We start from the raw sequence: 24908 nt of genomic DNA, 5'->3' as shown, positions 1-24908 counted from the left end.
AAGGGCGGGACAATGATGTGCCGCCGCTCTCCCAACGAGTATTCAAGAGGACTCCCATGCGTCTTATCCGCATGCTGTTGCCAGTACTGGCGCTGACCACGCTCACGGCCCACGCCGATGACAAGGACGTGGCGCGTCTGACCCAACTGCTCGAAACATCTAAAACCCTGACCGCGAACTTCTCGCAGCTGACCCTCGATGGCAGCGGCACGCAGTTGCAGGAAACCCGTGGCGACATGGTTCTGCAGCGTCCGGGCCTGTTCTACTGGCATACCGAAGCGCCGAATGAGCAGACCATGGTCTCCGACGGCAAGAAAGTCACCTTGTGGGACCCGGACCTGGAACAGGCCACCATCAAGAAGCTCGACGAGCGTCTGACCCAGACCCCGGCGCTGCTGCTGTCCGGTGATGTGTCGAAGATCAGCCAGAGCTTCGAGATCAGCGCGAAAGAGGCGGGCGGCGTGATCGACTTCACCCTCAAGCCGAAGACCAAGGACACCCTGTTCGACAGCCTGCGCCTGTCGTTCCGCAACGGCCTGGTCAATGACATGCAACTGATCGACAGCGTTGGTCAGCGCACCAACATCCTGTTCACCGGGGTCAAGGCCAACGAAGCGGTGTCGGCGTCGAAGTTCAAGTTCGACATCCCGAAGGGTGCTGACGTTATCCAGGAATAACCCCCCGGATCCCGGGTCGGGTTCTTGTGGCTTGGAGCCTTTGTGGCGAGGGAGCTTGCTCCCGCTGGGGCGCGAAGCGGCCCCTCTCTTGAATCAAAAGCGGGGACTGCTACGCAGTCCAGCGGGAGCAAGCTCCCTCGCCACAGTTATTCCAACAGGCTTAAGACAATCAGAGGTTTCAACGCTACGTGATGGATCTGTTTCGCAGTGCACCGATTGCCCAGCCACTGGCCGCGCGTTTGCGCGCGACCAATCTGGATGAGTACGTCGGTCAGGAGCACGTGCTCGCTCGCGGCAAGCCTCTGCGTGAGGCGCTGGAGCAAGGTGCCCTGCATTCGATGATCTTCTGGGGCCCGCCGGGTGTGGGCAAGACCACCCTGGCGCGGTTGCTCGCGGAAGTCTCGGATGCGCACTTCGAAACGGTCTCGGCGGTACTCGCCGGGGTCAAGGAGATCCGTCAGGCCGTTGAAATCGCCAAGCAGCAGGCCGGGCAGTACGGCAAGCGCACCATTCTGTTCGTCGATGAAGTGCACCGCTTCAACAAATCGCAGCAGGATGCGTTCTTGCCGTACGTCGAAGACGGCACGCTGATTTTCATCGGCGCCACCACCGAAAACCCTTCGTTTGAATTGAACAACGCGCTGTTGTCGCGGGCTCGCGTCTATGTGCTGAAAAGCCTCGACGAGACGGCGCTGCGCAAACTGGTGCATCGCGCGCTCACCGAAGAGCGCGGGCTGGGCAAGCGCAACCTGACCCTCAGCGATGAAGGCTTCCAGATGCTGCTGTCGGCCGCCGATGGCGATGGCCGGCGCCTGCTCAATCTGCTGGAGAATGCCTCGGACCTGGCTGAAGACAACAGCGAGATGGGCACCGAGCTGCTGCAAAGCCTGCTTGGCGATACCCGGCGGCGCTTCGACAAGGGCGGCGAAGCGTTCTACGACCAGATATCGGCGCTGCACAAGTCAGTGCGCGGCTCCAACCCCGATGGCGCGCTGTACTGGTTCGCGCGGATGATCGATGGCGGCTGCGATCCGTTGTATCTGGCGCGGCGCGTGGTGCGCATGGCCAGCGAAGACATCGGCAACGCTGACCCGCGCGCGCTGAGCCTGTGCCTGGCGGCGTGGGAAGTGCAGGAGCGCCTTGGCAGCCCCGAAGGCGAGCTGGCGGTGGCCCAGGCCATCACTTATCTCGCCTGTGCGCCGAAAAGCAACGCGGTGTACATGGGCTTCAAGACCGCGCTGCGCGCCGCTGCCGAGTACGGTTCGCTGGAAGTGCCGCTGCACTTGCGCAATGCGCCGACCAAGCTGATGAAGCAACTGGGCTATGGCGACGAATACCGTTACGCCCACGACGAACCGGACGCTTATGCCGCCGGTGAAGATTATTTCCCGGAAGAGCTTGAGCCGATCCCGTTCTATCAACCGGTGCCCCGTGGCCTGGAATTGAAGATCGGCGAGAAGCTCAACCACCTCGCGCAACTCGACCGTTTAAGCCCAAGACAGCGGAGAAAATAGTGCTTCCATTGATCGTTGCGGTCTCCGTCGGCGGGATTGCCGGCACGCTGTTGCGCTTCGCCACCGGCAATTGGGTCAGTGCCAATTGGCCGCGGCACTTCTATACCGCGACGCTGGCCGTTAATATCGTGGGCTGTCTGCTGATTGGCGTGTTGTACGGCCTGTTTTTGATACGCCCGGAGGTGCCGATCGAGGTGCGCGCCGGGTTGATGGTCGGCTTCCTCGGGGGGCTGACGACTTTTTCATCCTTTTCACTGGATACGGTGCGCCTGCTGGAAAGCGGGCAAGTGCCGCTGGCCCTGGGCTATGCGGCGATCAGCGTATTCGGCGGGCTGCTCGCGACGTGGGCCGGCCTGTCCTTGACCAAACTTTGATAACGAGAAACCGACATGCTCGATTCCAAACTGTTACGTAGCAACCTTCAGGACGTAGCGGACCGCCTGGCTTCCCGTGGCTTTGCCCTGGATACCGCGCGCATCGAAGCGCTGGAAGAACAGCGCAAGACCGTCCAGACCCGCACCGAAGCACTGCAGGCTGAGCGTAACGCGCGTTCCAAATCCATCGGTCAGGCCAAGCAGCGCGGCGAAGACATCGCGCCTCTGATGGCAGACGTCGAGCGCATGGCGGGCGAGCTGAGCGCTGGTAAGGTCGAGCTGGACGCGATCCAGACCGAGCTGGACTCGATCCTGCTGGGTATCCCCAACCTGCCGCACGAATCGGTACCGGTCGGCAAGGACGAAGACGACAACGTTGAAGTGCGCCGCTGGGGCACGCCGACGCAGTTCGATTTCGAAGTGAAAGACCACGTTGCACTGGGCGAGAAGTTCGGCTGGCTGGATTTCGAAACCGCGGCCAAGCTGTCTGGCGCGCGTTTCGCCCTGCTGCGCGGCCCGATCGCCCGTCTGCACCGCGCCCTCGCGCAGTTCATGATCAACCTGCACGTCAACGAGCATGGCTACGAAGAGGCCTACACGCCTTATCTGGTTCAGGCCCCGGCGCTGCAAGGCACCGGTCAGCTGCCGAAGTTCGAAGAAGACCTGTTCAAGATCGCTCGCGAAGGCGAAGCCGATCTGTACCTGATCCCGACCGCCGAAGTGTCGCTGACCAACATTGTGGCCGGTGAAATCGTCGACTCGAAACTGCTGCCGATCAAGTTCGTCGCGCACACCCCGTGCTTCCGCAGCGAAGCCGGTGCGTCGGGTCGCGACACCCGCGGCATGATCCGTCAGCACCAGTTCGACAAGGTTGAAATGGTCCAGATCGTCGAGCCGTCGACTTCGATGGAAGCGCTGGAAGGCCTGACTGCCAACGCCGAAAAAGTCCTGCAACTGCTGGGTCTGCCTTACCGCACCCTGGCGCTGTGCACCGGCGACATGGGCTTCAGCGCCGTGAAGACCTACGACCTCGAAGTGTGGATTCCGAGCCAGGACAAGTACCGCGAAATTTCCTCGTGCTCCAACTGCGGTGATTTCCAGGCCCGCCGTATGCAGGCGCGCTTCCGCAACCCGGAAACCGGCAAGCCTGAGCTGGTGCACACCCTCAACGGTTCTGGCCTGGCGGTCGGTCGTACCCTGGTTGCCGTGCTGGAAAACTACCAGCAGGCCGACGGTTCGATCCGCGTGCCGGACGTGCTGAAGCCGTACATGGGTGGCCTTGAGGTCATCGGCTAAATGAAATATCTGCCGCTGTTTCACAACCTGCGCGGCAGTCGTGTGTTGGTCGTCGGTGGGGGGGAAATTGCCTTGCGCAAATCCCGCCTGCTGGCCGATGCCGGTGCGCTGCTGCGGGTGGTCGCACCTGAAATCGAAGCGCAACTGCGCGAACTGGTCAGCGCCAGCGGTGGCGAATGTCTGCTGCGTGGTTACGTGGAAACGGACCTGGACGGTTGCGGGCTGATCATCGCCGCTACCGACGATGAAACGCTCAACGCTCAGGTCTCCAGCGATGCCCATCGGCGTTGCGTGCCGGTCAATGTGGTCGATGCGCCGCATCTGTGCAGCGTGATCTTCCCGGCGATCGTCGACCGTTCGCCGCTGATCATTGCGGTGTCCAGCGGTGGCGATGCGCCGGTGCTGGCGCGGCTGATTCGCGCCAAGATCGAAACCTGGATTCCTTCGACCTACGGCCAGTTGGCCGGTCTTGCCGCGCGTTTCCGCAATCAGGTGAAAAACCTGTTTCCGGACGTGCAGCAGCGCCGTGGTTTCTGGGAAGACGTGTTTCAGGGCCCGATTGCCGATCGACAACTGGCCGGGCAGGGCACTGAAGCCGAGCGTCTGTTGCAGGCCAAGATCGATGGCGAGGCGACCGTTACCACTGGTGAGGTGTATCTGGTGGGCGCGGGACCCGGTGATCCGGATCTGCTGACCTTCCGCGCCTTGCGCCTGATGCAGCAAGCCGATGTGGTGCTGTACGACCGTTTGGTCGCGCCGGCGATTCTCGAATTGTGCCGTCGCGATGCCGAACGCATTTACGTCGGCAAGCGTCGCGCCGATCATGCGGTGCCGCAGGATCAGATCAACCAGCAACTGGTGGATCTGGCCAAGGCCGGCAAACGCGTGGTGCGCTTGAAGGGCGGTGATCCGTTCATCTTCGGCCGTGGCGGTGAAGAGATCGAAGAGCTGGCGGCCCACGGGATTCCATTCCAGGTGGTGCCGGGGATCACGGCGGCCAGCGGTTGCGCGGCGTATGCCGGGATTCCGCTGACCCATCGCGATTACGCGCAGTCGGTGCGCTTCGTCACCGGTCACCTGAAGGACGGTTCCACCGATCTGCCGTGGGCCGACCTCGTCGCACCGGCGCAGACGCTGGTGTTTTACATGGGGCTGGTGGGCCTGCCGGTGATCTGTGAACAGTTGATCAGGCACGGTCGCTCGGCAGATACCCCGGCGGCATTGATTCAGCAGGGCACCACGGTCAATCAGCGGGTCTTCACCGGCACGCTGGCCGACCTGCCACGCCTGGTGGCGGAGCATGAAGTGCATGCGCCGACGCTGGTGATCGTCGGTGAAGTGGTGCAACTGCGCGAGAAACTGGCGTGGTTTGAAGGCGCTCAGGCGCAAGTCTGAAAATCGAGTTGACCCCTATCGCTGGCAAGCCAGCTCCCACAGGTTTTTGTGTTGAAACTGCAATCTTCAGCATCACCAAAATCCCTGTGGGAGCTGGCTTGCCAGCGATGGGGCCCCAAAAAAACAATAAAAATCTCAGCCCCTGCGCCAGACTCCTTTGCCAGCCAAACGTGCCCGATCATGCGCCCCGCTGAAATCCTGCTTCGGCCCTTTCGGCACAATCCCCGTCGGATTGATGGTCTTGTGGCTACCGTAGTAGTGATTCTTGATGTGCTGAAAATCTACCGTCTCGGCAATCCCCGGCCACTGATACAGCTCACGCAGCCAGTTCGACAGGTTCGGATAATCGGCGATCCGCCGCAGATTGCACTTGAAGTGCCCGTGGTACACCGCATCGAAACGAATCATCGTGGTGAACAGGCGCACATCGGCTTCGGTCAGGTACTCGCCAGTCAAGTAGCGGTTGGCGTCCAGCACCCGCTCCAGATGATCCAGCTCTGCAAACACCTCATCGAACGCCTCTTCATAAGCCTGTTGCGAGGTGGCGAAGCCGGCGCGATACACGCCGTTGTTCACCGCCGGATAAATCCGCTCGTTCAATGCATCGATCTCACCGCGTAATGGCGCCGGGTAGAAGTCCAGCTCGTTACCGGTCAGGCCATCGAAGGCGCTGTTGAACATGCGGATGATTTCCGCCGATTCATTGCTGACGATGCGCTTGAGCTTCTTGTCCCACAGCACCGGCACGGTGACGCGGCCGGTGTAGTCCCGCGCGTCGGCGGTGTAGCGCTGATGCATGAAGTCGAAGTGGTCGAGCTTATCGCCAGTCGAGCCAAGCGCCTTGTCGAAGGTCCAGCCGTTTTCCAGCATCAGCCAGCTGACCACGGACACATCGATCAGGCTTTCCAGCCCTTTGAGTTTGCGCAGGATCAGCGTGCGGTGCGCCCACGGGCAGGCGAGGGATACATAGAGGTGATAACGCCCGGCTTCGGCGGCAAACCCGCCTTCACCGCTCGGCCCGGGCTGTCCGTCTGCAGTGACCCAGTTACGGCGTTGCGCCTGTTCGCGCTGGAACGCGCCGTCCTTGCTGCTTTCGTACCACTTGTCCTGCCAGTGGCCGTCGACGAGTAAACCCATGATCAAGACTCCTGTATCCAATAAGCGTTGGAGCCGAGTCTATTCCGATGAGTTCGAACAAAAAGCGCAAAGATCGGGCGTCTATGATCGGTTATATCGATTTGTTGCGTGCGGCCCAGTACTGCTCGGCGGTTGCGAACGCTTGCTCGCGGCTTTGACCGAGGCCACGCAGGGCCAGGGCCATGGTCGAGATCAGGGCCAATTGCGGATAGCTGTCGACCCTCTCGCCGCGCCACACCGCTTTCAGATGTTCAACGTCCAGCGAGGCCGGTTTGACGTGGCGCTGGCTCGACAGTTGCGGCCATTCCTCGTCCCAGCTCTCGCCGCCCTTGGTGCCGTACAGATGGCTGTCGGCATCCGGGTTGATCTCGATTTCGCCGCCGTCGCCTTTGACCACGATCGCCGTGTCGCCGAGCAGACCGCTGGCCTCGCGATGCACCGCTTGATAGCCCGGGTGGAAAATACTTTGCAGACCACAACGGGCGCGCAGTGGATTGAGGATGCGTGCCAGCGAATGGATCGGCGAGCGCAGGCCCATGGTGTTGCGCAGGTCGATCATCTTCTGCAACTGCGGCGCCCAGTCCATCAGCGGCATGAACGCCAGGCCTCCATTGTCCAGCGCGCTGCCGACCTGCTGCCAGGTGCGGCACAGCGGGATGTTCAGCTCGCCAAGCAATTGTTCGGTGTACAGACGTCCGGCGGTATGCGCGCCGCCGCCGTGCATGAAGATTCGCACGCCGTTTTGCGCCAGGCACTTGGCCGACAGCAGATACCACGGCAGATGACGTTTCTTGCCGGCGTAGGTCGGCCAGTCCAGATCGACGTTCAGCGTTGGTGCCTGCAAGCGCTCGCGCAAGGCTTCGGTGAAACCGGCCATTTCCTCGGCGCTTTCTTCCTTGTGCCGCAGCAGCATCAGAAAGGCCCCGAGCTGGGTGTCTTCGACCTTGTCGTCGAGCACCATGCCCATGGCTTCCCGGGCTTCTTCACGGGTCAGGTCGCGGGCGCCGCGTTTGCCCTTGCCGAGGATCCGCACGAATTGTGCGAACGGGTGCTCGGCGGGCGTTTCGAGGGTCAGCGCTGGAAAGTCGGTCATAAGCAATTCGTCGGTTTGGGCAGGCCCGCCAGTTTCGCGGCGAGTTTGGCAGGGGTGCCTTTGAACAGTCGGTTCAGGTGCAGGCTGTTGCCCTTGTCCGGGCCGAGTTTGAGTGCGGTGTACTTGATCAGCGGGCGGGTGGCCGGCGACAACTGGAATTCTGCATAGAAGCTGCGCAGCAGGTCGAGGACTTCCCAGTGCTCGGGGGTTAGTTCGATGTCTTCAGCGGCGGCGAGGGCGCTGGCGACGTCTTGGGACCAGTCATCGAGGTCGACCAGAAAGCCGTCCTTGTCCAGTTCGATGGCGCGGGCGCCGACAGTCATCGAGTTCATAGCCAACTGTTGACCTTGTCGTGGTGGATCGACAGTTCGACGAACGCCGGGTAATCGATGGCTTCAGCCCAGTCGGGAGCAACGATGGCGCGGGCCAGCAGGTCTTCGGCGAGGGCGAACAGCTTGACTCGGCGTGCGTTCAACGTAGCGAATGGCGCAGTGCCCGGTTGCAGGGCGTAGACCGCATCGCCGGATAACAGCAACGCGTCAGCAGCGCCGATCACGCGCAGGCAACTGCTCAGGCGCTCGTCGCCGAACGGGGAATGAGACAACACATGCAAAGTCGACATCAGAGGGTGATCACCTGGTCGTAACGGTCAATGAGGGCGGTGATTTCGCTGGCGCCGAGTGGCTGCGCTTCGTCCAGCGACAGCGTGCTCAGGCCACGGGCGCTGGCGCTGTCGGTGCAGTAGAACAGTTCTTCAACGCCGAACATCGGCAGCGCCTGCAGGTTGGCGCTGAGGTCTTTCTGTTGCAGGGCCTTGGCGTTCTGCCCGGCGGCCAGTTGCAACACGCCGTCATCGAGAAACAGCAGGCCGATCGGCAGATCGAACGCGCCGCCGGCCAGTACGATGTCCAGCGCTTCGCGGGCGCCGGGGCCGGACCACGGCGACTGGCGGCTGATGATCAACAGGGATTTGGCCATCTCACGCGCCTCCGAAACAGATCAGTCGATCGGCGTCCTGCACCCCATCGTGCAACTGGCCGAGGCCGGACAATTCCCACGGCGCGCTGACCGCCACGGCATCACGCTGGTAGCGTTTGGCTTCTTCGTCATTCAGCACGCCACGGCGCAGGGCGGCGGCGATACACACCACACCGTCCAGTTGCTGCTCGCTGATGAACGCGCGCCACTGTTTGGGCAGGTCCAGCTCGTCCTGCGGGGTGACCACCGCGTCGGAGGCGTTGTAGACACCGTCCTGATAAAAAAACAGCCGGACAATCTCATGCCCGCCGGCCAGCGCAGCCTGCGCAAACAGCAGGGCGCGACGCGAGGAGGGCGCATGGGCGGCGGAAAACAGCGCAATGGCGAACTTCATGACGGACTCGATCAGCAAAACTGCGGCCATGATAAAGCTTTATCGAGGCTGCCGCGAAACCCAAGTTGCACACACCGATTTCTGCTGCTATCGGTCATAGGGTGCGAATCCATGCAGGAGCTGCGGCACGCTGCGATCTGTTGATCTTTACAAGCTGGATCAAGAGATCGCAGCCTCGTTTCACTCGACAGCTCCTACAGGGGATTTGAGTAAGGTTTCGATCAACGGGGCATATAGCCGAGTTGCCAGCGCCGCGGAATGCTCAAGGTCAGTACGCCCAGCACCGCCGCCAGCAAGCCGCTGGCGAACAATGCCCGAAGCCCGAAATGCTGTTCCAGCACCGCGCCGAGAATCGCGCCGATGAACATCCCGCTCCACGGCACCAGTTGCACCCGCCAGCCGTTCCGGCGTTCGCCGAGCATCCAGCGCCCCAGTCCACGGCCGAACCGCGACAGCGCCCCGGTCACGTATGTCAGGCCCACTGGCAGACCATTCACTTCCTCGACCGCCGCGTTGAGCATGCCCATCGCGATGATCGCCGCCAGCAGCGCCGGCAGTTGCGTGTCGTACGGCCAGGCGGCCGCCAGGCAGAGCAGGGTGGCGATGCACAGCAACAGGGGCAATGTGCGCCGCCCACCGAGGCGCCCGATCACGATCCCCAAGGCATTACCGATCACGAAGGTGACGACGAGGATGGTCAGGCGTAACGTCAGCCCGAGATCGCCGTCACTGATCGCCACCGCCAGGCGCGTTGTGTTGCCGCTCATGAACGACACGAAATCGCCGCTGGCCATGAAGCCGATTGCGTCGGTCATGCCCGCCAGCACTGACAGACTGGCCACCAGTGCCAGACCGATGCGGCCACGCCATTTCTGCCGATGCAGATGCCCGGACGTGGCGCGGTGAGTCGAGGTCGAAGGCAGCATCGGTGACGATATCCTTGCGCAGTGGTTACGGTTCCAGCCCATACAGATCGCAGTAATCCGCCCAGCTCATGTGCGCCATTTCCGCCACCTCGCGGTGCACCTCCATGCGCTGGGCCTGATAGTCCTCGGGCGTTGCCGCCGTCAGGAGCAAGGTCAATTCCCAGGCAAACAGGCCTTGATGCTCCGCCTCGGCCTCGAAGGCTTCGTGCAGGCGTTCTTCACGATATTGCGCCGGGGTTTCGCCCTTGGCCTGGGCCAGCAGCGGATTGAGATGATCGAGGGATTCGCGCAGTTCGGGGCGTGCGTCGAGAAACAGTTTCAGGGCTTGTTCATGTCGCTGGTCGGTGGGCGCCATGTAGGTTCCTTGTGAGGCTGATGACCCTAGGGTGCCGGAGCGGCCGGTGCGTGTCGCGCTATAAATGCAGTAAAGCAGAACGATTTTGCCTGTTGCGGTGATACAGTCCGCTTTTTTCTGAATGAGCGAATGCAATGCGAATTCTGATGGTAGCGCTGGCCGCGAGCGTGCTGGCCGGCTGCGCGGGTTCGGTGATGGACGATTCTCGCACCAAAGCCCCGTATAAGGTTCTGACCTCGGACAAGCCCGAGAAAGTCGTGGCTCAGTGCGTGCAATTCGCCTGGCAGGACGAAGCGGTGTTTGGTGTGGATGCCGGGGCGTACCTGCAACCGGGCAAGAAGGGCGGCTCGACCGTGTACACGCGTTCGGCGGAGTCGTTTGTCGATGTGACCAGCGATGCGTCGGGCACGGTGCTCAATTACTACGCGCAGAAAGATGATTTTGTTGCCAAGCGCCGATTGGCGGGGTTGGCGACCTGTCTCTGATATTGCGCTGAAGCGGCTGCCGTCTTCGCCAGCAGGCTGGCTCCCACACTGGATTTGTGTTCGCCACCGATCCTGTAGGAGTGAGCCTGCTCGCGATAGGGCCAGTGAATTCAACCGATCAAGCGCTTTTGGAAATAATGCCGACTATGCCCCGGCGGGTAGTCGACAATCTCGCCAAACTGGCTGAATCCCAGCTTCTCGTAGAACGCCGGCGCCTGAAAATCGAAGGTGTCCAGCCAGATTCCCATGCAGTTCTTTTCTCTGGCCAGATTTTCCGCCATGGCCATCAATTCCGAACCGATGCGTTGCCCGCGACCCTGTTCCGGTACGCACAGCAATTCAATGTACATCCAGGTAAAAATCACCCGGCCATACAACCCACCGAGAATTGCGTCGTGCTCATCGCGCACCAGCAGGGCGAAGGGCTCCGACTTGGAGCCGCCGGTCTGGGCGTCGTTATAGGCAATCAAAGGCTCGAGAATGGCCTTGCGTTGCTCTTCCGTGGGGTTCTGCGACAACTCGATTCGCAACTTCATGGGCGACTTCCTTGTGAGGTGAGTGCGCAGCCTATCCTGCCTGACGTGCGTCTTCCAGGTCCCTTCCTCAACCCGTTGGAACCGTCTTTGTTGCGCCGGGGTCTAGCGTTTACAGCGTCATTTCGAACGCGGTTGATGAGGAACCTCCATGAACATTTTCGAAGCCCTTCGCGAAAGCCACGACCGCCAGCGCAATTACGCCAAAGCCCTGGTCGAAACCAGCGGTGACACCCCGGAGCGGGTTGAAGCCTACAAACAGTTGAAAGCCGAGCTGCAGGCCCACGAAACCGCTGAAGAACGCCACTTCTACATCCCGTTGATGGAGTTCGACAATGGTGTCGACCTCAGTCGCCATGCCATCTCCGAGCACCATGAAATGGACGAGATGATGGAAGAACTGGACGAGACCGAGATGTCCAGCCCGGCCTGGCTGGCCACCGCGAAAAAACTGTCGGACAAGGTCCACCACCATCTGAAGGAAGAAGAGCAGAAGTTCTTCCAGATGGCCGGCAAGCTGCTCAACGAAAAGCAGAAAGAGCAACTCGCAGGACAATACGAAAAGGAATACCAGGCACAACTGGAGTGAGGGGATGATTGCAGGTTTTTGCTGTGCCGGCGTGTAGGCCTTTAGCCATGCGTCAGGTGGGCGTTTTCGCAAATGACTGTATATTCATCCAGTATTTTCGGCGTTTTCCGACTGGGACGCCGATTGACTGCGACAAAACCGCCGATGGACAAAAAATCCACCTCCGTTAGCTTGAAGGCCTCTCCTCGGACAGGAGAGTTCTTAAATCAACGGAGTGAAAAACATGAACCAACCACAAGCTCAAACCCAACTGCGACACGGTCGCGTCACCTCCCCAGCCAGCCGCGGTGCGGTAGCCATCGAGCAAGGATTGCTCGGTGCCTGGCAGGTCAACGAAATGGAAGCCGGCAAGAACTTCCCGGCGCTGACCGCAGGGCCTTTTCCTGCGCCGTATGGCAGCGACAGTGACAGCGTCACGCCGCCTGCCGACGGTTACATCCTCAGCGGTGGCAAGACCGATGCCCGTGACTGCGTGAACTTCACCGACGAGGAAATGAGCAAAAAGCTCAACCGTCCGTTCAGCTGGCCACTGCTCAGTGTCACCCCGGGCCAGACGCTGGAAGTGAAATGGGAATACACCGCGCCGCACACCACCCGCGGCTACCGCTGGATGATCACCAAGGATGGCTGGGATCCGAAGCAACGTATTTCCCGTGCGCAGCTCGAAGCGCAGCCTTTCGCCGAAGACTTCTACACTCAGGTGCCGTATTACAGCTATCCGGGTGAACTGAAGGCCAAGGTCAATCATTCGGTGAAATTGCCGGCCAACAAAAAGGGCCGTCACGTCATCGTGCTGATGTGGATCGTCGCCAACACCGGTAACGCGTTCTATCAGGCGTTCGACGTCGACTTCAAATAACGGCGTTACGCTCAACCCACAGGTTCTGAAGGATTAGAACATGTCAAATATCGACTTCACATTCGTGCAAAACCAGGCGGCTGACGCGGCTTCGCTGATGCCGAGCATTGCCGGCAAAAAAATACTCATGGGCTTCTGGCACAACTGGCCGGCGGGTCAGAGTGACGGCTACCGTCAGGGCCGTTTCGCCGAAATCGCTCTGGAAGCGGTGCCCAAAGAGTACAACGTGGTCGCCGTGGCGTTCATGAAGGGCAGCGGAATTCCGACCTTCAAGCCCTACAACGTCTCCGATGCCGAGTTCCGGCGTCAGGTCGGCGTGCTCAACAGCCAGGGGCGGGCGGTGCTGCTGTCCCTGGGTGGCGCCGACGCGCACATCGAGTTGCGGGCCGGACAGGAGCAACCACTGGCCAATGAAATCATCCGTCTGGTGGAAACCTACGGCTTCGACGGGCTGGACATCGATCTTGAACAGAGCGCGATTGATTTCGCTGCCAACAAGACCGTGCTGCCGGCTGCACTGAAACTGGTCAAGGATCACTACGCAGGCCAGGGCAAGCACTTCATCATCAGCATGGCCCCGGAGTTTCCGTATCTGACCACCAACGGCAAGTACGTCGGTTACCTGCAGGCACTGGAAGGCTATTACGACTTCATCGCGCCGCAGTTCTACAACCAGGGTGGCGACGGGGTCTGGGTGCCGGAAGCCAATAATGGCAATGGTGCATGGATCGCGCAGAACAACGATGCGCTGAAAGAGGACTTCCTCTATTACCTGACCGAAAGTCTGGTGACCGGCACCCGGGGCTTCACCAAAATCCCGGCGGACAAATTCGTCATCGGCCTGCCGGCCAACGTCGATGCGGCCGCCACCGGTTATGTGATCGACAGCACCGCGGTGGGCAATGCGCTCAAGCGTCTGGCGATCAAAGGGCTGCCGATCAAGGGCCTGATGACCTGGTCGGTGAACTGGGACAACGGCGTCAGCAAGGATCGCGTGCCGTACAATTGGGAGTTCAGCCGGCGTTATGGGCCGCTGATTCATGGCGCCCGAACAGCGGAGCAGGAAACGGACGACGCGTTGTCGCGCCTCGCCCGTTAACCGCAAATAAAGAAGCCCGGTAGCGCTGCCGGGCTTTTTTTGTGCGCGCGATTAATCGAATATGGGCGTTTTCCGATGACACAAGGATCAGGCGTCATGACCAAGACAGCCGAGCGGGTCAACATTGTCGACACTGAGGTGTTGTCCCACGACTGGTACCTGTTGAAGAAGATCACCTTCGACTACCTGCGCAATAACGGCGACTGGCAGCGGCAGACCCGCGAGGTCTACGACCGTGGCAATGGGGCGGCGATCCTGTTGTTCAACCGCGAAAAACGCACCGTGGTGTTGACCCGCCAATTCCGTTTGCCGGTGTTCGTCAACGGTCACGATGGATTGCTGATCGAAGTAGCGGCCGGGTTGCTGGAAGGTGCTGCACCGGAACAGCGGATTCGCGACGAGGCCGAAGAAGAAACCGGCTACCGCGTGCACGACGTGAAGAAGGTATTCGAGGCTTACATGAGCCCCGGTTCGGTGACCGAGAAACTGCACTTCTTCATTGCCGAGTACGACGCGAAGTCGAAGGTCAGTGAGGGCGGTGGCCTGGAAGAAGAAACCGAAGAACTGGAAGTGCTCGAGTGGGGCTTCGATGAAGCACTCGCGGCGTTCCAGCGTGGCGAGATCTGCGATGCCAAGACCATCATGCTGTTGCAGTACGCAGCAATGAATAACCTTTTCAACACCTGATTCAGCGTCAATCCATTGTGGCGAGGGAGCTTGCTCCCGCTGGGCTGCGCAGCGGCCCCAGGTTTTTGCCAGTGCTACGCACTGGAGCGGGAGCAAGCTCCCTCGCCACACGATGGCATTTGCAGGGTTAAAACAGGTCGCCTGTTCTACCGACATCAGACCATTCACCACCCTCCAGCACCAGCAACCGCTCTTTGGCCTCAAGCCCACCCGCAAACCCGGTCAATTTCCCCGACGCACCAATCACTCGATGACACGGCGCGACAATCGAAATCGGGTTGCGCCCATTCGCTGCACCCACGGCGCGCACGGCGGTGGGATTGCCGATCTGCTCGGCGATCTGGCTGTAAGTGCGGGTTTCGCCAAACGGAATGGTCAGCAACGCCCCCCAGACCTTTTTCTGAAAATCGGTGCCGACAAAATCCAGCTCCAGGTCGAAGCGATCACGCTTGCCGGCAAAGTATTCTTCAAGCTGCTGCGCGGTTCGCTGCAGCAACGGATTGTCCGGCGCTTCGCTCATCGGACCGAGGCGCACCCGGCCCGGTTTGTCGTTTTCCCAGAGGATGGCCGCCAGTCGCAAGCCGTTCGCGACCAGCTTCAATTCGCCGACCGGCGAGGGCAGGGTGATGAACGTGTAGGACATGGGCAAAACTCCGGGGCGGCGGGACAGCGGCACTCAGCATACTGCCTGAGCGGGGAGGCGCAAATCGTAATAGCGACCATACTGCTAGGTGCTTTTGCAGCGTTCCCCTCTGTTCTGCACAGAATCCAATAACAAAAAAGAGATCGACTCATGAAGTACGAACCTTTGGCCAAAACGCTGATCGCGACTTCACTGGCACTGAGCTGCCTGATGGCCCACGCCGCTTCGGTGGCCCCGGTGGCCGCCGAGAACGGCATGGTGGTCACCGCCCAACACTTGGCCTCCCATGTCGGCGTCGATGTGTTGAAAAACGGCGGCAATGCGGTGGATGCAGCGGTCGCTGTGGGCTATGCGCTGGCGGTGGTGTATCCCGCGGCTGGCAACCTCGGCGGTGGCGGTTTCATGACCATTCAACTGGCGGACGGACGCAAGACCTTCCTCGACTTCCGCGAAAAAGCCCCGCTGGCGGCGACTGCCAACATGTACCTGGACAAGGACGGCAACGTCGTCCCGGACCTGAGCACCCGCGGTCATCTCGCCGTGGCAGTGCCCGGCACCGTTTCAGGTATGGAGTTGGCGCTGAGCAAGTACGGCACCAAACCGCGCAAGGATATGATCGCCCCGGCGATCAAACTGGCTGAAGACGGTTTCGAGCTGGAGCAGGGCGATGTCGATCTGCTGGACTATGCCACCGATGTGTTCAAGAAGGACATGCGTGATTCCGGCTCGATCTTCCTGCACAACGGCGAGCCGATGCAGGTCGGGCAGAAACTGGTGCAGAAGGATCTGGCGAAAACCCTGCGCACCATTTCCGAAAAAGGCGCCGACGGCTTCTATAAAGGCTGGGTGGCCGACGCCATCGTCACGTCCAGTCAGGCCAACAAGGGCATCATTACCCAGGCCGACCTCGACAAATACAAGACCCGCGAGCTGGCGCCGGTTGAGTGCGATTACCGTGGTTACCACGTGGTGTCGGCGCCACCGCCAAGCTCCGGCGGGGTGGTGATCTGCGAGATCATGAACATCCTCGAAGGCTATCCGATGAAGGATCTGGGCTTCCATTCGGCCCAGGGCATGCACTACCAGATCGAAGCGATGCGCCACGCTTACGTGGACCGCAACAGCTATCTGGGCGATCCGGATTTTGTGAAGAATCCGATCGAGCATCTGCTGGACAAAAACTACGCCACCAAGCTGCGCAACGCGATCCAGCCGCAGAAGGCCGGGATCTCCGCCGAACTGAAACCCGGCGTCGTCCCGCATGAAGGCAACAACACCACGCACTATTCGATCGTCGACAAGTGGGGCAACGCGGTATCGGTGACTTACACCCTCAACGACTGGTTCGGCGCCGGCGTGATGGCGAGCAAGACCGGGGTGATCCTCAACGACGAAATGGACGACTTCACCTCCAAGGTCGGCGTACCGAACATGTACGGTCTGGTGCAGGGTGAGGCCAATGCCATCGCCCCGGGCAAAACCCCGCTGTCGTCGATGAGCCCGACCATCGTCACCAAGGATGGCAAAGTGGTGATGGTAGTCGGCACCCCGGGTGGCAGCCGCATCATCACTGCGACCTTGTTGACCATGCTCAATGTCATCGATTACGGCATGGGCCTGCAAGAGGCGGTCGACGCGCCGCGTTTCCACCAGCAATGGATGCCTGAAGAAACCAACCTCGAAGACTTCGCGGCCAGCCCCGATACGAAGAAGATTCTCGAGAGCTGGGGCCACAAGTTTGCAGGGCCACAGGATGCCAACCACATCGCGGCCATCCTCGTCGGCGCGCCGTCGCTGGGCGGTAAACCGGTGGGCAAGAACCGTTTCTACGGGGCCAACGATCCACGGCGCAATACCGGGTTGTCGCTGGGCTACTGAGAGGCGTAAAAAGGGGGCGGGCTCAGGCCCGGCCCCTGTCTCGAGTATCGATCAAGGAAGACCCATCATGTCTAGCGCATTGCTGATCATCGACGTCCAACAGGCTCTCTGCTCGGGCGAGTACCAGTGCTTCGACATTCGCCGCGTCATCGATACCATCAACCAGCTCAGCACTCGCGCGCGCACGGCCGGTGTGCCGGTGGTGCTGATTCAGCATGAAGAAAAGGACAGCCCGCTGGCCCATGGTGCCGAAGGCTGGCTACTGGCCGAAAGCCTGCTGACTGAAACGCAGGACCTGCGCGTACGCAAAACCACCCGGGATTCGTTCTATCAGACCGATCTGCGAAAGCTGCTGCCCGGAGAAGACTTCGAACGTCTGATCATTTGCGGCCTGCAAACCGATTACTGCGTCAACGCCACCGTGCGCAGGGCGCACGAACTGGGCTACGACGTGGTGCTCGTCGCGGACGCTCACTCCACGGTCGACAACGGCAACATGAGCGCCGAAGACATCATCGCCGAACACAACAAGGATCTGGCGCACCTGACCGGCGCTACCGGTCGCATCGACGTTAAACCTGCAGCCGGGATCATTTTCTGAGGCCCGAAAATTCCTCTGTCGGTCTTACTGGCCTCATCGCTGGCAAGCCAGCTCCCACAGAGTTTGGCATGGATCACAAAGTCTTTGAACAACACCGATCCTTGGGGAACTGGCTTGCCAGCGATGGCGGTGAACCTGTCAATGAAGATGATCGCCAGCAGGCTGGCTCCCACAATGGCCGGTGATGTGCACAGATTCCCATGCCCAGCCCAAATCCCCTGTGGCGAGCGAGCTTGCTCGCGCTGGGGTGCGTAGCAGCCCTGACTATTCAAGTCGCAAACAGAACCCCACGAATCTCCCCAACCCGCGGTGCCACGACGCCCTCCAGCACCATCCGCGTAATCGTCTCTGCGGCCGTCTCATAGTCCTCATCCTGCGGCACTGCGCGTCCGGTGATGCAGCCCATCTGCCAGCCAATATTGGTGTAGGTGCGGGTTGCCGACCAGATGAACAGCATCAGGTGCTCCGGATCCACCGGCGCCAGCAAGCCGCGCTCGATCCAGCTGCGCAGGCATTCGACATTGCGTCGGGCTTCGGCGTGCAGCAGGTCGCGGCATTCGTCCGGCAATTGGCGGCCACCGAGCAGCAGTTCGCCGCTGAAGACCTTGGCGATGGCCGGGTGTTCGCGGGCGATGCGGATACGCGCGGCGACGTAGGCGCGCAGGCCGATCATGGGGTCGTCGCTTTCGCGCAGCGCCGCCGAGGCTTCCAGCAGCGGTTCGACGAATCCCAGCAGGACTTTGGAATAGAGATTTTCCTTGGTCTGGAAGTAGTAATACAGGTTGGCCTTGGGCACGCCGGCACGGGCGGCGATGTCGCGGGTCTGGGTGGCGTCGAAGCCGTTGGCGGCAAACTCTTCGCTGGCGGCGGCGAGGATCAGTTGTTCGTTGCGTACGCGGATGGCACTCATGGGAACACGATGTAAATGGTTGGCATGGGCAGATACTGACAAATTCGGTTTCGCAATATACAAAACTATATAACGGTGAGGCCAGCTAACTCGCTCAAGAGCGCTATGCTGGTTCGATCATCAAAAAAACCGGGGGAGGGAACATGGCCATCAAGGCACTGCGCGCTACGGCGGCGCATTTGGAGGCGGTGGCAAAACTGTTCGACGCTTATCGCGGTTTCTATCAACAGCCGTCGAACCTTGAGCAATCGCGAGCCTTCGTCGCCGAGCGCATGGCCGCCGACGAATCGGCAATTTTTCTCGCCCAGAATGAAAACGCCGAAGCGCTGGGTTTTGTGCAGCTGTACCCGACGTTTTCCTCGATCGATGCCCATCGCACCTGGTTGCTCAGCGACCTGTTCACCATGCCCGCCGCTCGGGGGCGCGGCGTCGGGCGGTTACTGATGAACACCGCGCGCGACTTTGCGTTGCAGACTGGCGCCAAAGGTCTGGTGCTGGAAACTGCCACCGACAACTTTACGGCGCAGGGTTTGTACGAGTCGCTGGGTTATGTGCGTGATACCGGCTATTACACTTATATGCTCGATCTGCGTCAGGGCTGATCGGGTTCAACGCTGCCGCGTCAGCAACCGCTCGACCTGTGCCAATTCCCAGGTACTCAGCAGGTTGACCGGATTGGTGCCGTAACGCTGCCACGTCGCCAATGTACCCTCGCGGCCATCCGGGCAGCGGCAATGTTCACAGTGGTGCAAGCGTCCGCCCTCAAAGTCCAGCAGCAACTGCCAGCCTTCGATATCGACTGCAACCAGGCCGGCATCGCCCGGTTTCTCCGCAGTCCGCAGGGACAGCACGCCCAGCGCAGCCTCGCGCAAGCGCTGGCAAACGTCGCGGGCGGTCAGCAATGCAGTCATGGTCATACTCGGTGGAGGCACAAGCGCGCCAGCATAAATCGTGCGTCGACGGGTGTCAGCGATCGCTGGCCCGATTCCGAACTATTCCGTAACATCCGCTCCCCACTTTTTACGAACATCAGCGGCCACATTCGTCGGCCGATCAGTCAGGTAAGCCATGAAACCGAAACGTCTGCGCGCCGATGTCCTGGCCGGACTCACCACCTCGTTTGCCCTGTTGCCCGAATGCATTGCGTTCGCGCTGGTGGCGCATCTCAACCCGCTGATGGGCCTGTACGGCGCCTTCATCATTTGTACGCTGACCGCGTTGTTCGGCGGACGGCCGGGAATGGTTTCCGGGGCGGCGGGTTCGATGGCGGTGGTGATCGTCGCGCTGGTGGTGCAACACGGCGTGCAGTATCTGCTGGCGACGGTGTTGCTCGGCGGTCTGATCATGATGGCGTTCGGCTTGTTGCGCCTGGGCAAACTGGTGCGCATGGTGCCGCATCCGGTGATGCTCGGCTTCGTCAACGGTCTGGCGATCATCATTGCGCTGGCGCAACTGGAGCATTTCAAGAGTGGCGAACACTGGCTCAGCGGCACGCCGCTGTACCTGATGACCGGGCTGGTACTGCTGACCATGGCCATCGTCTACATTCTGCCGCGCCTGACCCGCGCGGTGCCGCCGGCATTGGTGGCGATCCTCGGCGTGGGCCTGCTGGTCTATCTGTTCGGCCTGCCGACCCGCACCCTTGGCGACATGGCGCACATCGCCGGCGGTCTGCCGACCTTCGCCGTGCCAGACATCCCGTGGACGCTGGAAACCCTGCGCATCATCGCTCCGTACGCGATTCTGATGGCGCTGGTGGGCCTGCTGGAAACCCTGCTGACCCTGAGCCTCACCGACGAAATCACCGAAACCCGTGGTTACCCGGATCGCGAATGCGTCGCGCTGGGTGCGGCGAACGTGGTCTCCGGGGCGTTCGGTGGCATGGGCGGTTGCGCGATGATCGGCCAGACCGTGATCAACCTCAGCTCCGGCGGTCGCGGGCGTTTGTCCGGGGTGGTGGCGGGGGTGTTGATTCTGCTGTTCATCCTGTTTCTGTCACCGTTGATCGAGCGTATTCCGCTGGCGGCGCTGGTGGGCGTGATGTTCGTGGTCTCGCAACAGACCTTCGCCTGGGCCTCGTTGCGGGTGTTGAACAAGGTGCCGCTCAACGATGTGTTGGTGATCATCGCCGTAACCACCATCACCGTGTTCACCGACCTGGCCACCGCCGTGCTCTGCGGGATCATCATCGCCGCGCTGAATTTCGCCTGGCAGCAGGCCCGCGAGCTTTACGCCGATGAGCATCTGGAAGTCGACGGCAGCAAACTCTATCGCCTGCACGGCACGCTGTTTTTCGCCTCGACCACGCCGTTCCTCAACCAGTTCGACCCGGCCAATGACCCGGCCCGGGTGACGCTGGATTGCCGGCATCTGAGCTTTGTCGATTACTCGGCGATTGCCGCGTTGAAAACCTTGCGTGAGCGATACGCCAAGGCCGGGAAAGAGTTGCAGGTGTTTCATCTGTCCGAGCGCTGCAAAAAGCTGCTCAAGCGCGCGGGCGTCGAACACCACTGATCCCCCTGTAGGAGCTGCCGCAGGCTGCGATCTTTTGATCTTGTTTTTCAAAAGATCAATATCAAAAGATCGCAGCCTGCGGCAGCTCCTACAGGGGCGGTGCGGTTATCTGGCGAATTTTTTGGCGCCGGCTACGCAGAGGATGACGCCCAGCGTCACCACCAGCATGCCGACACTGACCTGTTCATGCAGTAACGTCGCCGCCAGCGCCAGGCCGAAAAACGGCTGCAGCAATTGCAGTTGACCGACCGCCGCGATCCCGCCTTGGGCCAGGCCGCGATACCAGAACACAAAGCCGATCAGCATGCTGAACAGCGCCACGTAGGCCAGGCATATCCAGGCCGAAAGGCTGACGTGGCTGAACGAGGCGGGCGCCAGCCACAGGCTGAGCAAGGCCATCACCGGCAGCGATAACACCAGCGCCCAGCAGATCACCTGCCAGCCGCCGAGCACGCGCGACAGTTTCGCGCCTTCGGCATATCCCAGACCGCAGGCCAGAATCGCCGCGAGCATCAGCAGGTCACCGGTGGGCGAAGCAGTCAGTCCCTGTGACAGGGCGAAGCCAACGACCAAGCCGCTACCGAGAATCGAGAACACCCAGAACACCGGTCGCGGGTGCTCGCCGCCACGCAGCACGGCAAAAATCGCCGTCGCCAGGGGCAGCAATCCGACAAACACAATCGAATGCGCTGACGTCACGTGTTGCAGCGCCAACGCCGTCAGCAGTGGAAAGCCCAGTACCACGCCCAACGCCACAATCAATAACGACCACCATTGATCGCGTGCCGGGCGCCGTTCGCGAAACAGCCACAACAGAATGACCGCCAACACGCCGGCAATGGCCGCGCGCGCCACGGTGAGAAACACCGGATCGAATTCCAGCACCGCCAGACGCGTGGCCGGTAGCGATCCGCTGAAGATCACCACGCCGATAAAGCCATTGATCCAGCCGCTGGTTTTTTCCAGCGCCGGGTTAACCGGGTTCGAAGTCCGTTCCATACAAGGTCACACTCAAAAAAAAGGTGGGTTGCTTTCGAGCCATCCTGGGGCCGAGAATCAGCACAATCAAATAATTGTCATGGATACATCCAGTATGCCGCGCTCGCGCTACAAGACCCTCGTTGACGCCTACGCCGCGGACATTCGCGCGGGGCGTCTGGCACCGGGAACCCGACTGCCGACTCACCGGGAACTGGCGGCCAGTGCTGGGCTGGCACTGGTCACCGCGTCGCGGGTATATGCCGAGCTTGAGGCGATGGGGCTGGTCAGCGGCGAGACCGGGCGCGGGACGTTTGTGCGCGAAACCTCGTTGGCGCCGGGGCAGGGCATCGATCAGAAAGACGTCGCGGTCGGCATGATCGATCTGAATTTCAATTACCCGTCGCTGCCCGGTCAGGCCGACCTGTTGCGGACGGCGTTACGCCAGTTGGCGCTGTCCGGTGATCTGGAAGCCTTGCTGCGTTATCAACCCCACGCCGGGCGCCAGCATGAGCGCGCTTCGGTTGCGCAGCATTTGCAGGCTCGCGGGGTGCACGTCGATGCCGGGCAGGTGTTGATCGTCAACGGTGCCCAGCAAGGGTTAGCGGTGACGCTGATGGCCTTGCTCAAACCCGGTGATGTGATTGCAGCGGATGCGCTGACGTATTCCGGCTTCAAGGTGTTGGCCGAAGCGCTGCATCTGGAAGTGGTGGCGATTCCGCCCGGTGAGCACGGGCCGGATCTGATGGCGCTGGAAAAACTTTGCCGCAGCCGTTCGGTGCGTGCGATTTACAGCATGCCGACGCTGCACAATCCATTGGGTTGGGTGACGCCGATCGAACAGCGCGAGCAATTGGTCGCGCTCGCCCGCCGCCATGATCTGACGCTCATCGAAGACGCGGCCTACGCCTTTCTGGTGGAAAACCCACCGCGTACCCTGATTGATTTGGCGCCGGAGCGCACGGTGTATGTCTCGGGCCTGTCGAAGAACATTGCCACTGGCCTGCGCGTCGGTTTCATTGCCGCACCGCTGCACGCGGTGCCGGCGCTGGAGCGGATCATCCGCGCCACCACCTGGAACACCCCCGGCGTGATGACCGCGATGGCTTGCGGCTGGCTCGACGATGGCACCGTGACCCTGCTGGAACAACAAAAACGCGACGACGCCAAGGCCCGGCAAATGCTCGCCGCCGAGTTGCTGCAAGGGCTGACTTGCATCGGTCATCCATCCTCCTATTTCCTGTGGCTGCCGCTGCCGGAGGACGTGCGTGCCGATCAGATTGTCGTGGAATTGATGCGCGAGCAGATTTCGGTGACCACCGCCGAGCCGTTCGCGGTGTCAGCGCATGTGCCGCACGCGATTCGGCTGGCGTTGGGGTCGGTGCCGATGGATGTCCTGCGTCAGGCATTGATCACCGTCAGAAAGGTCATCGGCGCTTATCTGTAAAAAACACCTGCTGTGAATACCCCTGTGGCGAGGGAGCTTGCTCCCGCTGGCCTGCATGGCAGGCCCAGACTGGGGTCGCTACGCAACCCAGCGGGAGCAAGCTCCCTCGCCACAAAGTGTTAGCCTTGCCTCAATTGCATCACACCGTTTTGGAACGCCCGATGAAAAACACCGTTTCACTGCTTCTTGCCCTGACCGCAACCGCCGTGCTGTTCAGCTCGACCACCCACGCCGCAGGCGATCCCGCCGCCGGCGAAAAGATCTTTCCGCGGCTGTGCGGCGGCTGCCATCAGGTCGGGCCGGACGCGCGACCGGGGTTCGGCCCGCAACTCAACGGAATCATCGGCCGACCCGCCGGGACCTCGGCCAATTACGTGTATTCCGACGCAATGAAGAACTCCGGCAAGACTTGGGATCGCGATACGCTGACGGCGTATCTGAAGGATCCAAAGGGCGTAGTGCCGGGCACGCGGATGATTTTCTGGGGGCTGAGTGACGAAGAGAAGATCGATAATTTGTTGGCGTATCTGCAGCAATTCGCCAACTAAAGAATTTTCTCGGCCTGCCCGGCGAACCACTGCGTGACCACCGCGCACGCCGGGTTTGATGCCGCTGCCGGCTGCAGGCACAACGCGTAAATTCCGCCCGTCTTCAGCGGTGGTCCGAACGGCACCACCAGCACCCCACGCTCGATGGACTCAGCCGCGAGCGTCATGTCGGTCACCGCCACGCCCAGGCCTCGTGCCGCCGCATCCAGTGCCAACTCGTCGAGGTTGAACGGGATGTGCCGGTAACTTTCCAGCGGCTTGCCGCCGTTGGCCATCAGCCATTCAATCCAGGCCTGCCGATCGGCAGAGCGATGCAGCAAGGCGAACCCCAGCAAGTCTTCGACCGAGCGCGGCGCGTTCGCCAGATTGGGCGAACAGACGGGCACCAGCGTTTCCTCGAACAGCGTCAGGCAATCCGCGTCATTGTTTGGCTGCGGCAAGTAAAGAATGTAGGCGTCGCTGTCACTGGCCGGTTCCACAACCTCGGTGGCGACGGTTTCGATCGCCAGCGAAACCTCGGGGTGGCGGAGATAGAAGTCACTGAGTTTGGGTAGCAGCCAGCGCACCGCCAGTGACACATGCATACGAATGCGGAACGGGCGTTGCTGTGGAGCGAGGCGTTCTTCGAGGGTTTTCAGTTGCTCGAGAATGTTGATGGCGCTGGCCAGCACCTGTTCGCCTTCCGAGGTCAGGCGCAGGCTGCGGCTGGTGCGGATAAACAGCGCGACATTGAAATGGCTTTCCAGTTGCTGGATCTGCCGGCTCACCGCGCTTTGGGTCAGGCACAGCTGTTGCGCGGCCTGGGTGAAGCTGGCGCAACGGGCGACTTCTACCAGCGTCTGCATGGCCTGCAGGGAGGGCACGTGGCGGATTTTATCCATGCGTTTTCAGAATGGCTCGATGATTTTATAACGTTGGTTGGGCAAGCCGAGACCTTATAGATTTTAGCTCTGGCGGCGAACCTTGTGCTTTCTCCATGCGATTCACGCATGAGCAAA

At 61.0% G+C, this 24908-nt stretch carries 29 protein-coding genes and 1 pseudogene; 16 read left to right on the top strand and 14 right to left on the bottom strand.

Annotated features, from left to right (window positions below; all coding sequences use genetic code 11):
* Positions 1–56: 56 nt before the first annotated feature.
* From lolA to cysG, 5 genes are all read left to right on the top strand, one after another.
* Positions 57–677 (top strand): outer membrane lipoprotein chaperone LolA, encoded by a 621-nt coding sequence (gene lolA / locus ABV589_RS03780; protein ID WP_047601668.1) that lies wholly within the window; start codon positions 57–59, stop codon positions 675–677.
* Positions 678–868: 191 nt separating this feature from the next.
* Positions 869–2191 carry a replication-associated recombination protein A gene (locus tag ABV589_RS03775; RefSeq protein WP_003223849.1) on the top strand — a complete coding sequence of 441 codons (1323 nt, stop codon included), beginning with the start codon at positions 869–871 and terminating at the stop codon, positions 2189–2191.
* Entirely contained in the window at positions 2191–2565 is a 375-nt protein-coding gene (gene crcB / locus ABV589_RS03770) for a fluoride efflux transporter CrcB (RefSeq protein WP_007966609.1), read from the top strand. Before ABV589_RS03775 ends, crcB begins: the two co-directional genes overlap by 1 nt.
* Before the next feature lie 15 nt (positions 2566–2580).
* A complete protein-coding gene (gene serS / locus ABV589_RS03765; protein ID WP_003223852.1) occupies positions 2581–3861 on the top strand; it encodes a serine--tRNA ligase in 1281 nt (426 codons plus the stop codon).
* On the top strand, positions 3862–5256 hold the full coding sequence (cysG, locus tag ABV589_RS03760; RefSeq protein WP_367084969.1) for a siroheme synthase CysG: 1395 nt from the start codon (positions 3862–3864) through the stop codon (positions 5254–5256).
* A gap of 135 nt (positions 5257–5391) precedes the next feature.
* On the opposite strand, the gene ABV589_RS03755 is transcribed toward cysG, so the two are convergent.
* From ABV589_RS03755 to ABV589_RS03720, 8 genes are all read right to left on the bottom strand, one after another.
* On the bottom strand, positions 5392–6393 hold the full coding sequence (locus ABV589_RS03755; protein WP_367084967.1) for a glutathione S-transferase family protein: 1002 nt from the start codon (positions 6391–6393) through the stop codon (positions 5392–5394).
* A 91-nt stretch (positions 6394–6484) separates the two neighbouring features.
* Complete coding sequence (locus ABV589_RS03750) at positions 6485–7486, bottom strand: glycosyl transferase family protein (protein WP_367084965.1); 1002 nt, start codon at positions 7484–7486, stop codon at positions 6485–6487.
* Positions 7483–7818: a TusE/DsrC/DsvC family sulfur relay protein gene (locus ABV589_RS03745; RefSeq protein ID WP_367084963.1), complete on the bottom strand. Its 336-nt coding sequence runs from the start codon at positions 7816–7818 to the stop codon at positions 7483–7485. Before ABV589_RS03745 ends, ABV589_RS03750 begins: the two co-directional genes overlap by 4 nt.
* Positions 7815–8108: a sulfurtransferase complex subunit TusB gene (tusB, locus tag ABV589_RS03740; protein WP_007966599.1), complete on the bottom strand. Its 294-nt coding sequence runs from the start codon at positions 8106–8108 to the stop codon at positions 7815–7817. Before tusB ends, ABV589_RS03745 begins: the two co-directional genes overlap by 4 nt.
* Entirely contained in the window at positions 8108–8464 is a 357-nt protein-coding gene (gene tusC / locus ABV589_RS03735; protein WP_047295096.1) for a sulfurtransferase complex subunit TusC, read from the bottom strand. The genes tusB and tusC overlap by 1 nt, the downstream gene beginning before the upstream one ends.
* Before the next feature lies 1 nt (position 8465).
* Positions 8466–8858, bottom strand: coding sequence for a sulfurtransferase complex subunit TusD (gene tusD, locus ABV589_RS03730; protein WP_367084961.1), 393 nt, complete (start codon positions 8856–8858; stop codon positions 8466–8468).
* 221 nt (positions 8859–9079) lie between these two features.
* Positions 9080–9784: a YoaK family protein gene (locus ABV589_RS03725; RefSeq protein WP_367084959.1), complete on the bottom strand. Its 705-nt coding sequence runs from the start codon at positions 9782–9784 to the stop codon at positions 9080–9082.
* Between the two features lie 25 nt (positions 9785–9809).
* Complete coding sequence (locus tag ABV589_RS03720; RefSeq protein WP_367084957.1) at positions 9810–10139, bottom strand: DUF6388 family protein; 330 nt, start codon at positions 10137–10139, stop codon at positions 9810–9812.
* Positions 10140–10273: 134 nt separating this feature from the next.
* Between ABV589_RS03720 and ABV589_RS03715 the strand changes: the two genes are divergently transcribed.
* A complete protein-coding gene (locus tag ABV589_RS03715; protein ID WP_007966590.1) occupies positions 10274–10624 on the top strand; it encodes a hypothetical protein in 351 nt (116 codons plus the stop codon).
* Positions 10625–10734: 110 nt separating this feature from the next.
* Here ABV589_RS03715 and ABV589_RS03710 read toward each other — a convergent pair whose 3' ends face one another.
* Positions 10735–11160 (bottom strand): GNAT family N-acetyltransferase, encoded by a 426-nt coding sequence (locus tag ABV589_RS03710; RefSeq protein ID WP_367084955.1) that lies wholly within the window; start codon positions 11158–11160, stop codon positions 10735–10737.
* 148 nt (positions 11161–11308) lie between these two features.
* Here ABV589_RS03710 and ABV589_RS03705 point away from each other — a divergent pair, with 148 nt between their 5' ends.
* From ABV589_RS03705 to ABV589_RS03690, 4 genes and pseudogenes are all read left to right on the top strand, one after another.
* Positions 11309–11746: a hemerythrin domain-containing protein gene (locus ABV589_RS03705; protein ID WP_108590489.1), complete on the top strand. Its 438-nt coding sequence runs from the start codon at positions 11309–11311 to the stop codon at positions 11744–11746.
* Positions 11747–11969: 223 nt separating this feature from the next.
* Complete coding sequence (locus ABV589_RS03700; RefSeq protein ID WP_367084953.1) at positions 11970–12605, top strand: lytic polysaccharide monooxygenase auxiliary activity family 9 protein; 636 nt, start codon at positions 11970–11972, stop codon at positions 12603–12605.
* A 40-nt stretch (positions 12606–12645) separates the two neighbouring features.
* Positions 12646–13647, top strand: a pseudogene (locus ABV589_RS03695) (chitinase); the annotation flags it as partial.
* Between the two features lie 153 nt (positions 13648–13800).
* Complete coding sequence (locus tag ABV589_RS03690; protein ID WP_367084951.1) at positions 13801–14391, top strand: NUDIX domain-containing protein; 591 nt, start codon at positions 13801–13803, stop codon at positions 14389–14391.
* 127 nt (positions 14392–14518) lie between these two features.
* On the opposite strand, the gene ABV589_RS03685 is transcribed toward ABV589_RS03690, so the two are convergent.
* A complete protein-coding gene (locus ABV589_RS03685; protein WP_367084949.1) occupies positions 14519–15034 on the bottom strand; it encodes a methylated-DNA--[protein]-cysteine S-methyltransferase in 516 nt (171 codons plus the stop codon).
* Between the two features lie 150 nt (positions 15035–15184).
* Here ABV589_RS03685 and ggt point away from each other — a divergent pair, with 150 nt between their 5' ends.
* Both ggt and ABV589_RS03675 read left to right on the top strand, forming a co-directional pair.
* Positions 15185–16912, top strand: a complete 1728-nt coding sequence (ggt, locus tag ABV589_RS03680) for a gamma-glutamyltransferase (protein ID WP_367084947.1) — start codon at positions 15185–15187, stop codon at positions 16910–16912.
* 67 nt (positions 16913–16979) lie between these two features.
* Positions 16980–17513, top strand: a complete 534-nt coding sequence (locus tag ABV589_RS03675; RefSeq protein WP_367084946.1) for a cysteine hydrolase family protein — start codon at positions 16980–16982, stop codon at positions 17511–17513.
* Between the two features lie 268 nt (positions 17514–17781).
* Here ABV589_RS03675 and ABV589_RS03670 read toward each other — a convergent pair whose 3' ends face one another.
* On the bottom strand, positions 17782–18423 hold the full coding sequence (locus tag ABV589_RS03670; protein ID WP_367084944.1) for a TetR/AcrR family transcriptional regulator: 642 nt from the start codon (positions 18421–18423) through the stop codon (positions 17782–17784).
* 143 nt (positions 18424–18566) lie between these two features.
* Between ABV589_RS03670 and ABV589_RS03665 the strand changes: the two genes are divergently transcribed.
* Positions 18567–19025 carry a GNAT family N-acetyltransferase gene (locus ABV589_RS03665; protein ID WP_367084942.1) on the top strand — a complete coding sequence of 153 codons (459 nt, stop codon included), beginning with the start codon at positions 18567–18569 and terminating at the stop codon, positions 19023–19025.
* Between the two features lie 6 nt (positions 19026–19031).
* Here the strand turns inward: ABV589_RS03665 and ABV589_RS03660 are convergent, their stop codons facing one another.
* Positions 19032–19334 (bottom strand): hypothetical protein, encoded by a 303-nt coding sequence (locus tag ABV589_RS03660; RefSeq protein WP_367084941.1) that lies wholly within the window; start codon positions 19332–19334, stop codon positions 19032–19034.
* Positions 19335–19491: 157 nt separating this feature from the next.
* Between ABV589_RS03660 and ABV589_RS03655 the strand changes: the two genes are divergently transcribed.
* Positions 19492–20937, top strand: coding sequence for a SulP family inorganic anion transporter (locus tag ABV589_RS03655; RefSeq protein ID WP_367084939.1), 1446 nt, complete (start codon positions 19492–19494; stop codon positions 20935–20937).
* A 105-nt stretch (positions 20938–21042) separates the two neighbouring features.
* On the opposite strand, the gene ABV589_RS03650 is transcribed toward ABV589_RS03655, so the two are convergent.
* Positions 21043–21936: a DMT family transporter gene (locus ABV589_RS03650; RefSeq protein WP_367084937.1), complete on the bottom strand. Its 894-nt coding sequence runs from the start codon at positions 21934–21936 to the stop codon at positions 21043–21045.
* A 94-nt stretch (positions 21937–22030) separates the two neighbouring features.
* Between ABV589_RS03650 and ABV589_RS03645 the strand changes: the two genes are divergently transcribed.
* Both ABV589_RS03645 and ABV589_RS03640 read left to right on the top strand, forming a co-directional pair.
* On the top strand, positions 22031–23362 hold the full coding sequence (locus ABV589_RS03645) for a PLP-dependent aminotransferase family protein (RefSeq protein WP_367086168.1): 1332 nt from the start codon (positions 22031–22033) through the stop codon (positions 23360–23362).
* 161 nt (positions 23363–23523) lie between these two features.
* On the top strand, positions 23524–23910 hold the full coding sequence (locus tag ABV589_RS03640; protein ID WP_367084936.1) for a cytochrome c family protein: 387 nt from the start codon (positions 23524–23526) through the stop codon (positions 23908–23910).
* Here the strand turns inward: ABV589_RS03640 and ABV589_RS03635 are convergent.
* Entirely contained in the window at positions 23907–24791 is an 885-nt protein-coding gene (locus ABV589_RS03635) for a LysR substrate-binding domain-containing protein (protein WP_367084935.1), read from the bottom strand. The two genes, ABV589_RS03640 and ABV589_RS03635, sit on opposite strands and share 4 nt — an antisense overlap.
* Positions 24792–24908: the final 117 nt, after the last annotated feature.

It is taken from the genome of Pseudomonas sp. HOU2 (genome assembly GCF_040729435.1).
Classification (GTDB): domain Bacteria; phylum Pseudomonadota; class Gammaproteobacteria; order Pseudomonadales; family Pseudomonadaceae; genus Aquipseudomonas.
Note: the sequence above shows the minus strand (reverse complement) of the source record. Positions and strands in the feature narration are given on the sequence as shown.

Coding starts and splice junctions, on each gene's coding strand:
- lolA (WP_047601668.1), top strand. CDS start 57: ATGCGTCTTATCCGCATGCTGTTGCCAGTACTGGCGCTGACCACGCTC.
- ABV589_RS03775 (WP_003223849.1), top strand. CDS start 869: ATGGATCTGTTTCGCAGTGCACCGATTGCCCAGCCACTGGCCGCGCGT.
- serS (WP_003223852.1), top strand. CDS start 2,581: ATGCTCGATTCCAAACTGTTACGTAGCAACCTTCAGGACGTAGCGGAC.
- cysG (WP_367084969.1), top strand. CDS start 3,862: ATGAAATATCTGCCGCTGTTTCACAACCTGCGCGGCAGTCGTGTGTTG.
- ABV589_RS03755 (WP_367084967.1), bottom strand. CDS start 6,393: ATGGGTTTACTCGTCGACGGCCACTGGCAGGACAAGTGGTACGAAAGC.
- ABV589_RS03750 (WP_367084965.1), bottom strand. CDS start 7,486: ATGACCGACTTTCCAGCGCTGACCCTCGAAACGCCCGCCGAGCACCCG.
- ABV589_RS03745 (WP_367084963.1), bottom strand. CDS start 7,818: ATGAACTCGATGACTGTCGGCGCCCGCGCCATCGAACTGGACAAGGAC.
- tusB (WP_007966599.1), bottom strand. CDS start 8,108: ATGTCGACTTTGCATGTGTTGTCTCATTCCCCGTTCGGCGACGAGCGC.
- tusC (WP_047295096.1), bottom strand. CDS start 8,464: ATGGCCAAATCCCTGTTGATCATCAGCCGCCAGTCGCCGTGGTCCGGC.
- tusD (WP_367084961.1), bottom strand. CDS start 8,858: ATGAAGTTCGCCATTGCGCTGTTTTCCGCCGCCCATGCGCCCTCCTCG.
- ABV589_RS03725 (WP_367084959.1), bottom strand. CDS start 9,784: ATGCTGCCTTCGACCTCGACTCACCGCGCCACGTCCGGGCATCTGCAT.
- ABV589_RS03720 (WP_367084957.1), bottom strand. CDS start 10,139: ATGGCGCCCACCGACCAGCGACATGAACAAGCCCTGAAACTGTTTCTC.
- ABV589_RS03715 (WP_007966590.1), top strand. CDS start 10,274: ATGCGAATTCTGATGGTAGCGCTGGCCGCGAGCGTGCTGGCCGGCTGC.
- ABV589_RS03710 (WP_367084955.1), bottom strand. CDS start 11,160: ATGAAGTTGCGAATCGAGTTGTCGCAGAACCCCACGGAAGAGCAACGC.
- ABV589_RS03705 (WP_108590489.1), top strand. CDS start 11,309: ATGAACATTTTCGAAGCCCTTCGCGAAAGCCACGACCGCCAGCGCAAT.
- ABV589_RS03700 (WP_367084953.1), top strand. CDS start 11,970: ATGAACCAACCACAAGCTCAAACCCAACTGCGACACGGTCGCGTCACC.
- ABV589_RS03690 (WP_367084951.1), top strand. CDS start 13,801: ATGACCAAGACAGCCGAGCGGGTCAACATTGTCGACACTGAGGTGTTG.
- ABV589_RS03685 (WP_367084949.1), bottom strand. CDS start 15,034: ATGTCCTACACGTTCATCACCCTGCCCTCGCCGGTCGGCGAATTGAAG.
- ggt (WP_367084947.1), top strand. CDS start 15,185: ATGAAGTACGAACCTTTGGCCAAAACGCTGATCGCGACTTCACTGGCA.
- ABV589_RS03675 (WP_367084946.1), top strand. CDS start 16,980: ATGTCTAGCGCATTGCTGATCATCGACGTCCAACAGGCTCTCTGCTCG.
- ABV589_RS03670 (WP_367084944.1), bottom strand. CDS start 18,423: ATGAGTGCCATCCGCGTACGCAACGAACAACTGATCCTCGCCGCCGCC.
- ABV589_RS03665 (WP_367084942.1), top strand. CDS start 18,567: ATGGCCATCAAGGCACTGCGCGCTACGGCGGCGCATTTGGAGGCGGTG.
- ABV589_RS03660 (WP_367084941.1), bottom strand. CDS start 19,334: ATGACTGCATTGCTGACCGCCCGCGACGTTTGCCAGCGCTTGCGCGAG.
- ABV589_RS03655 (WP_367084939.1), top strand. CDS start 19,492: ATGAAACCGAAACGTCTGCGCGCCGATGTCCTGGCCGGACTCACCACC.
- ABV589_RS03650 (WP_367084937.1), bottom strand. CDS start 21,936: ATGGAACGGACTTCGAACCCGGTTAACCCGGCGCTGGAAAAAACCAGC.
- ABV589_RS03645 (WP_367086168.1), top strand. CDS start 22,031: ATGCCGCGCTCGCGCTACAAGACCCTCGTTGACGCCTACGCCGCGGAC.
- ABV589_RS03640 (WP_367084936.1), top strand. CDS start 23,524: ATGAAAAACACCGTTTCACTGCTTCTTGCCCTGACCGCAACCGCCGTG.
- ABV589_RS03635 (WP_367084935.1), bottom strand. CDS start 24,791: ATGGATAAAATCCGCCACGTGCCCTCCCTGCAGGCCATGCAGACGCTG.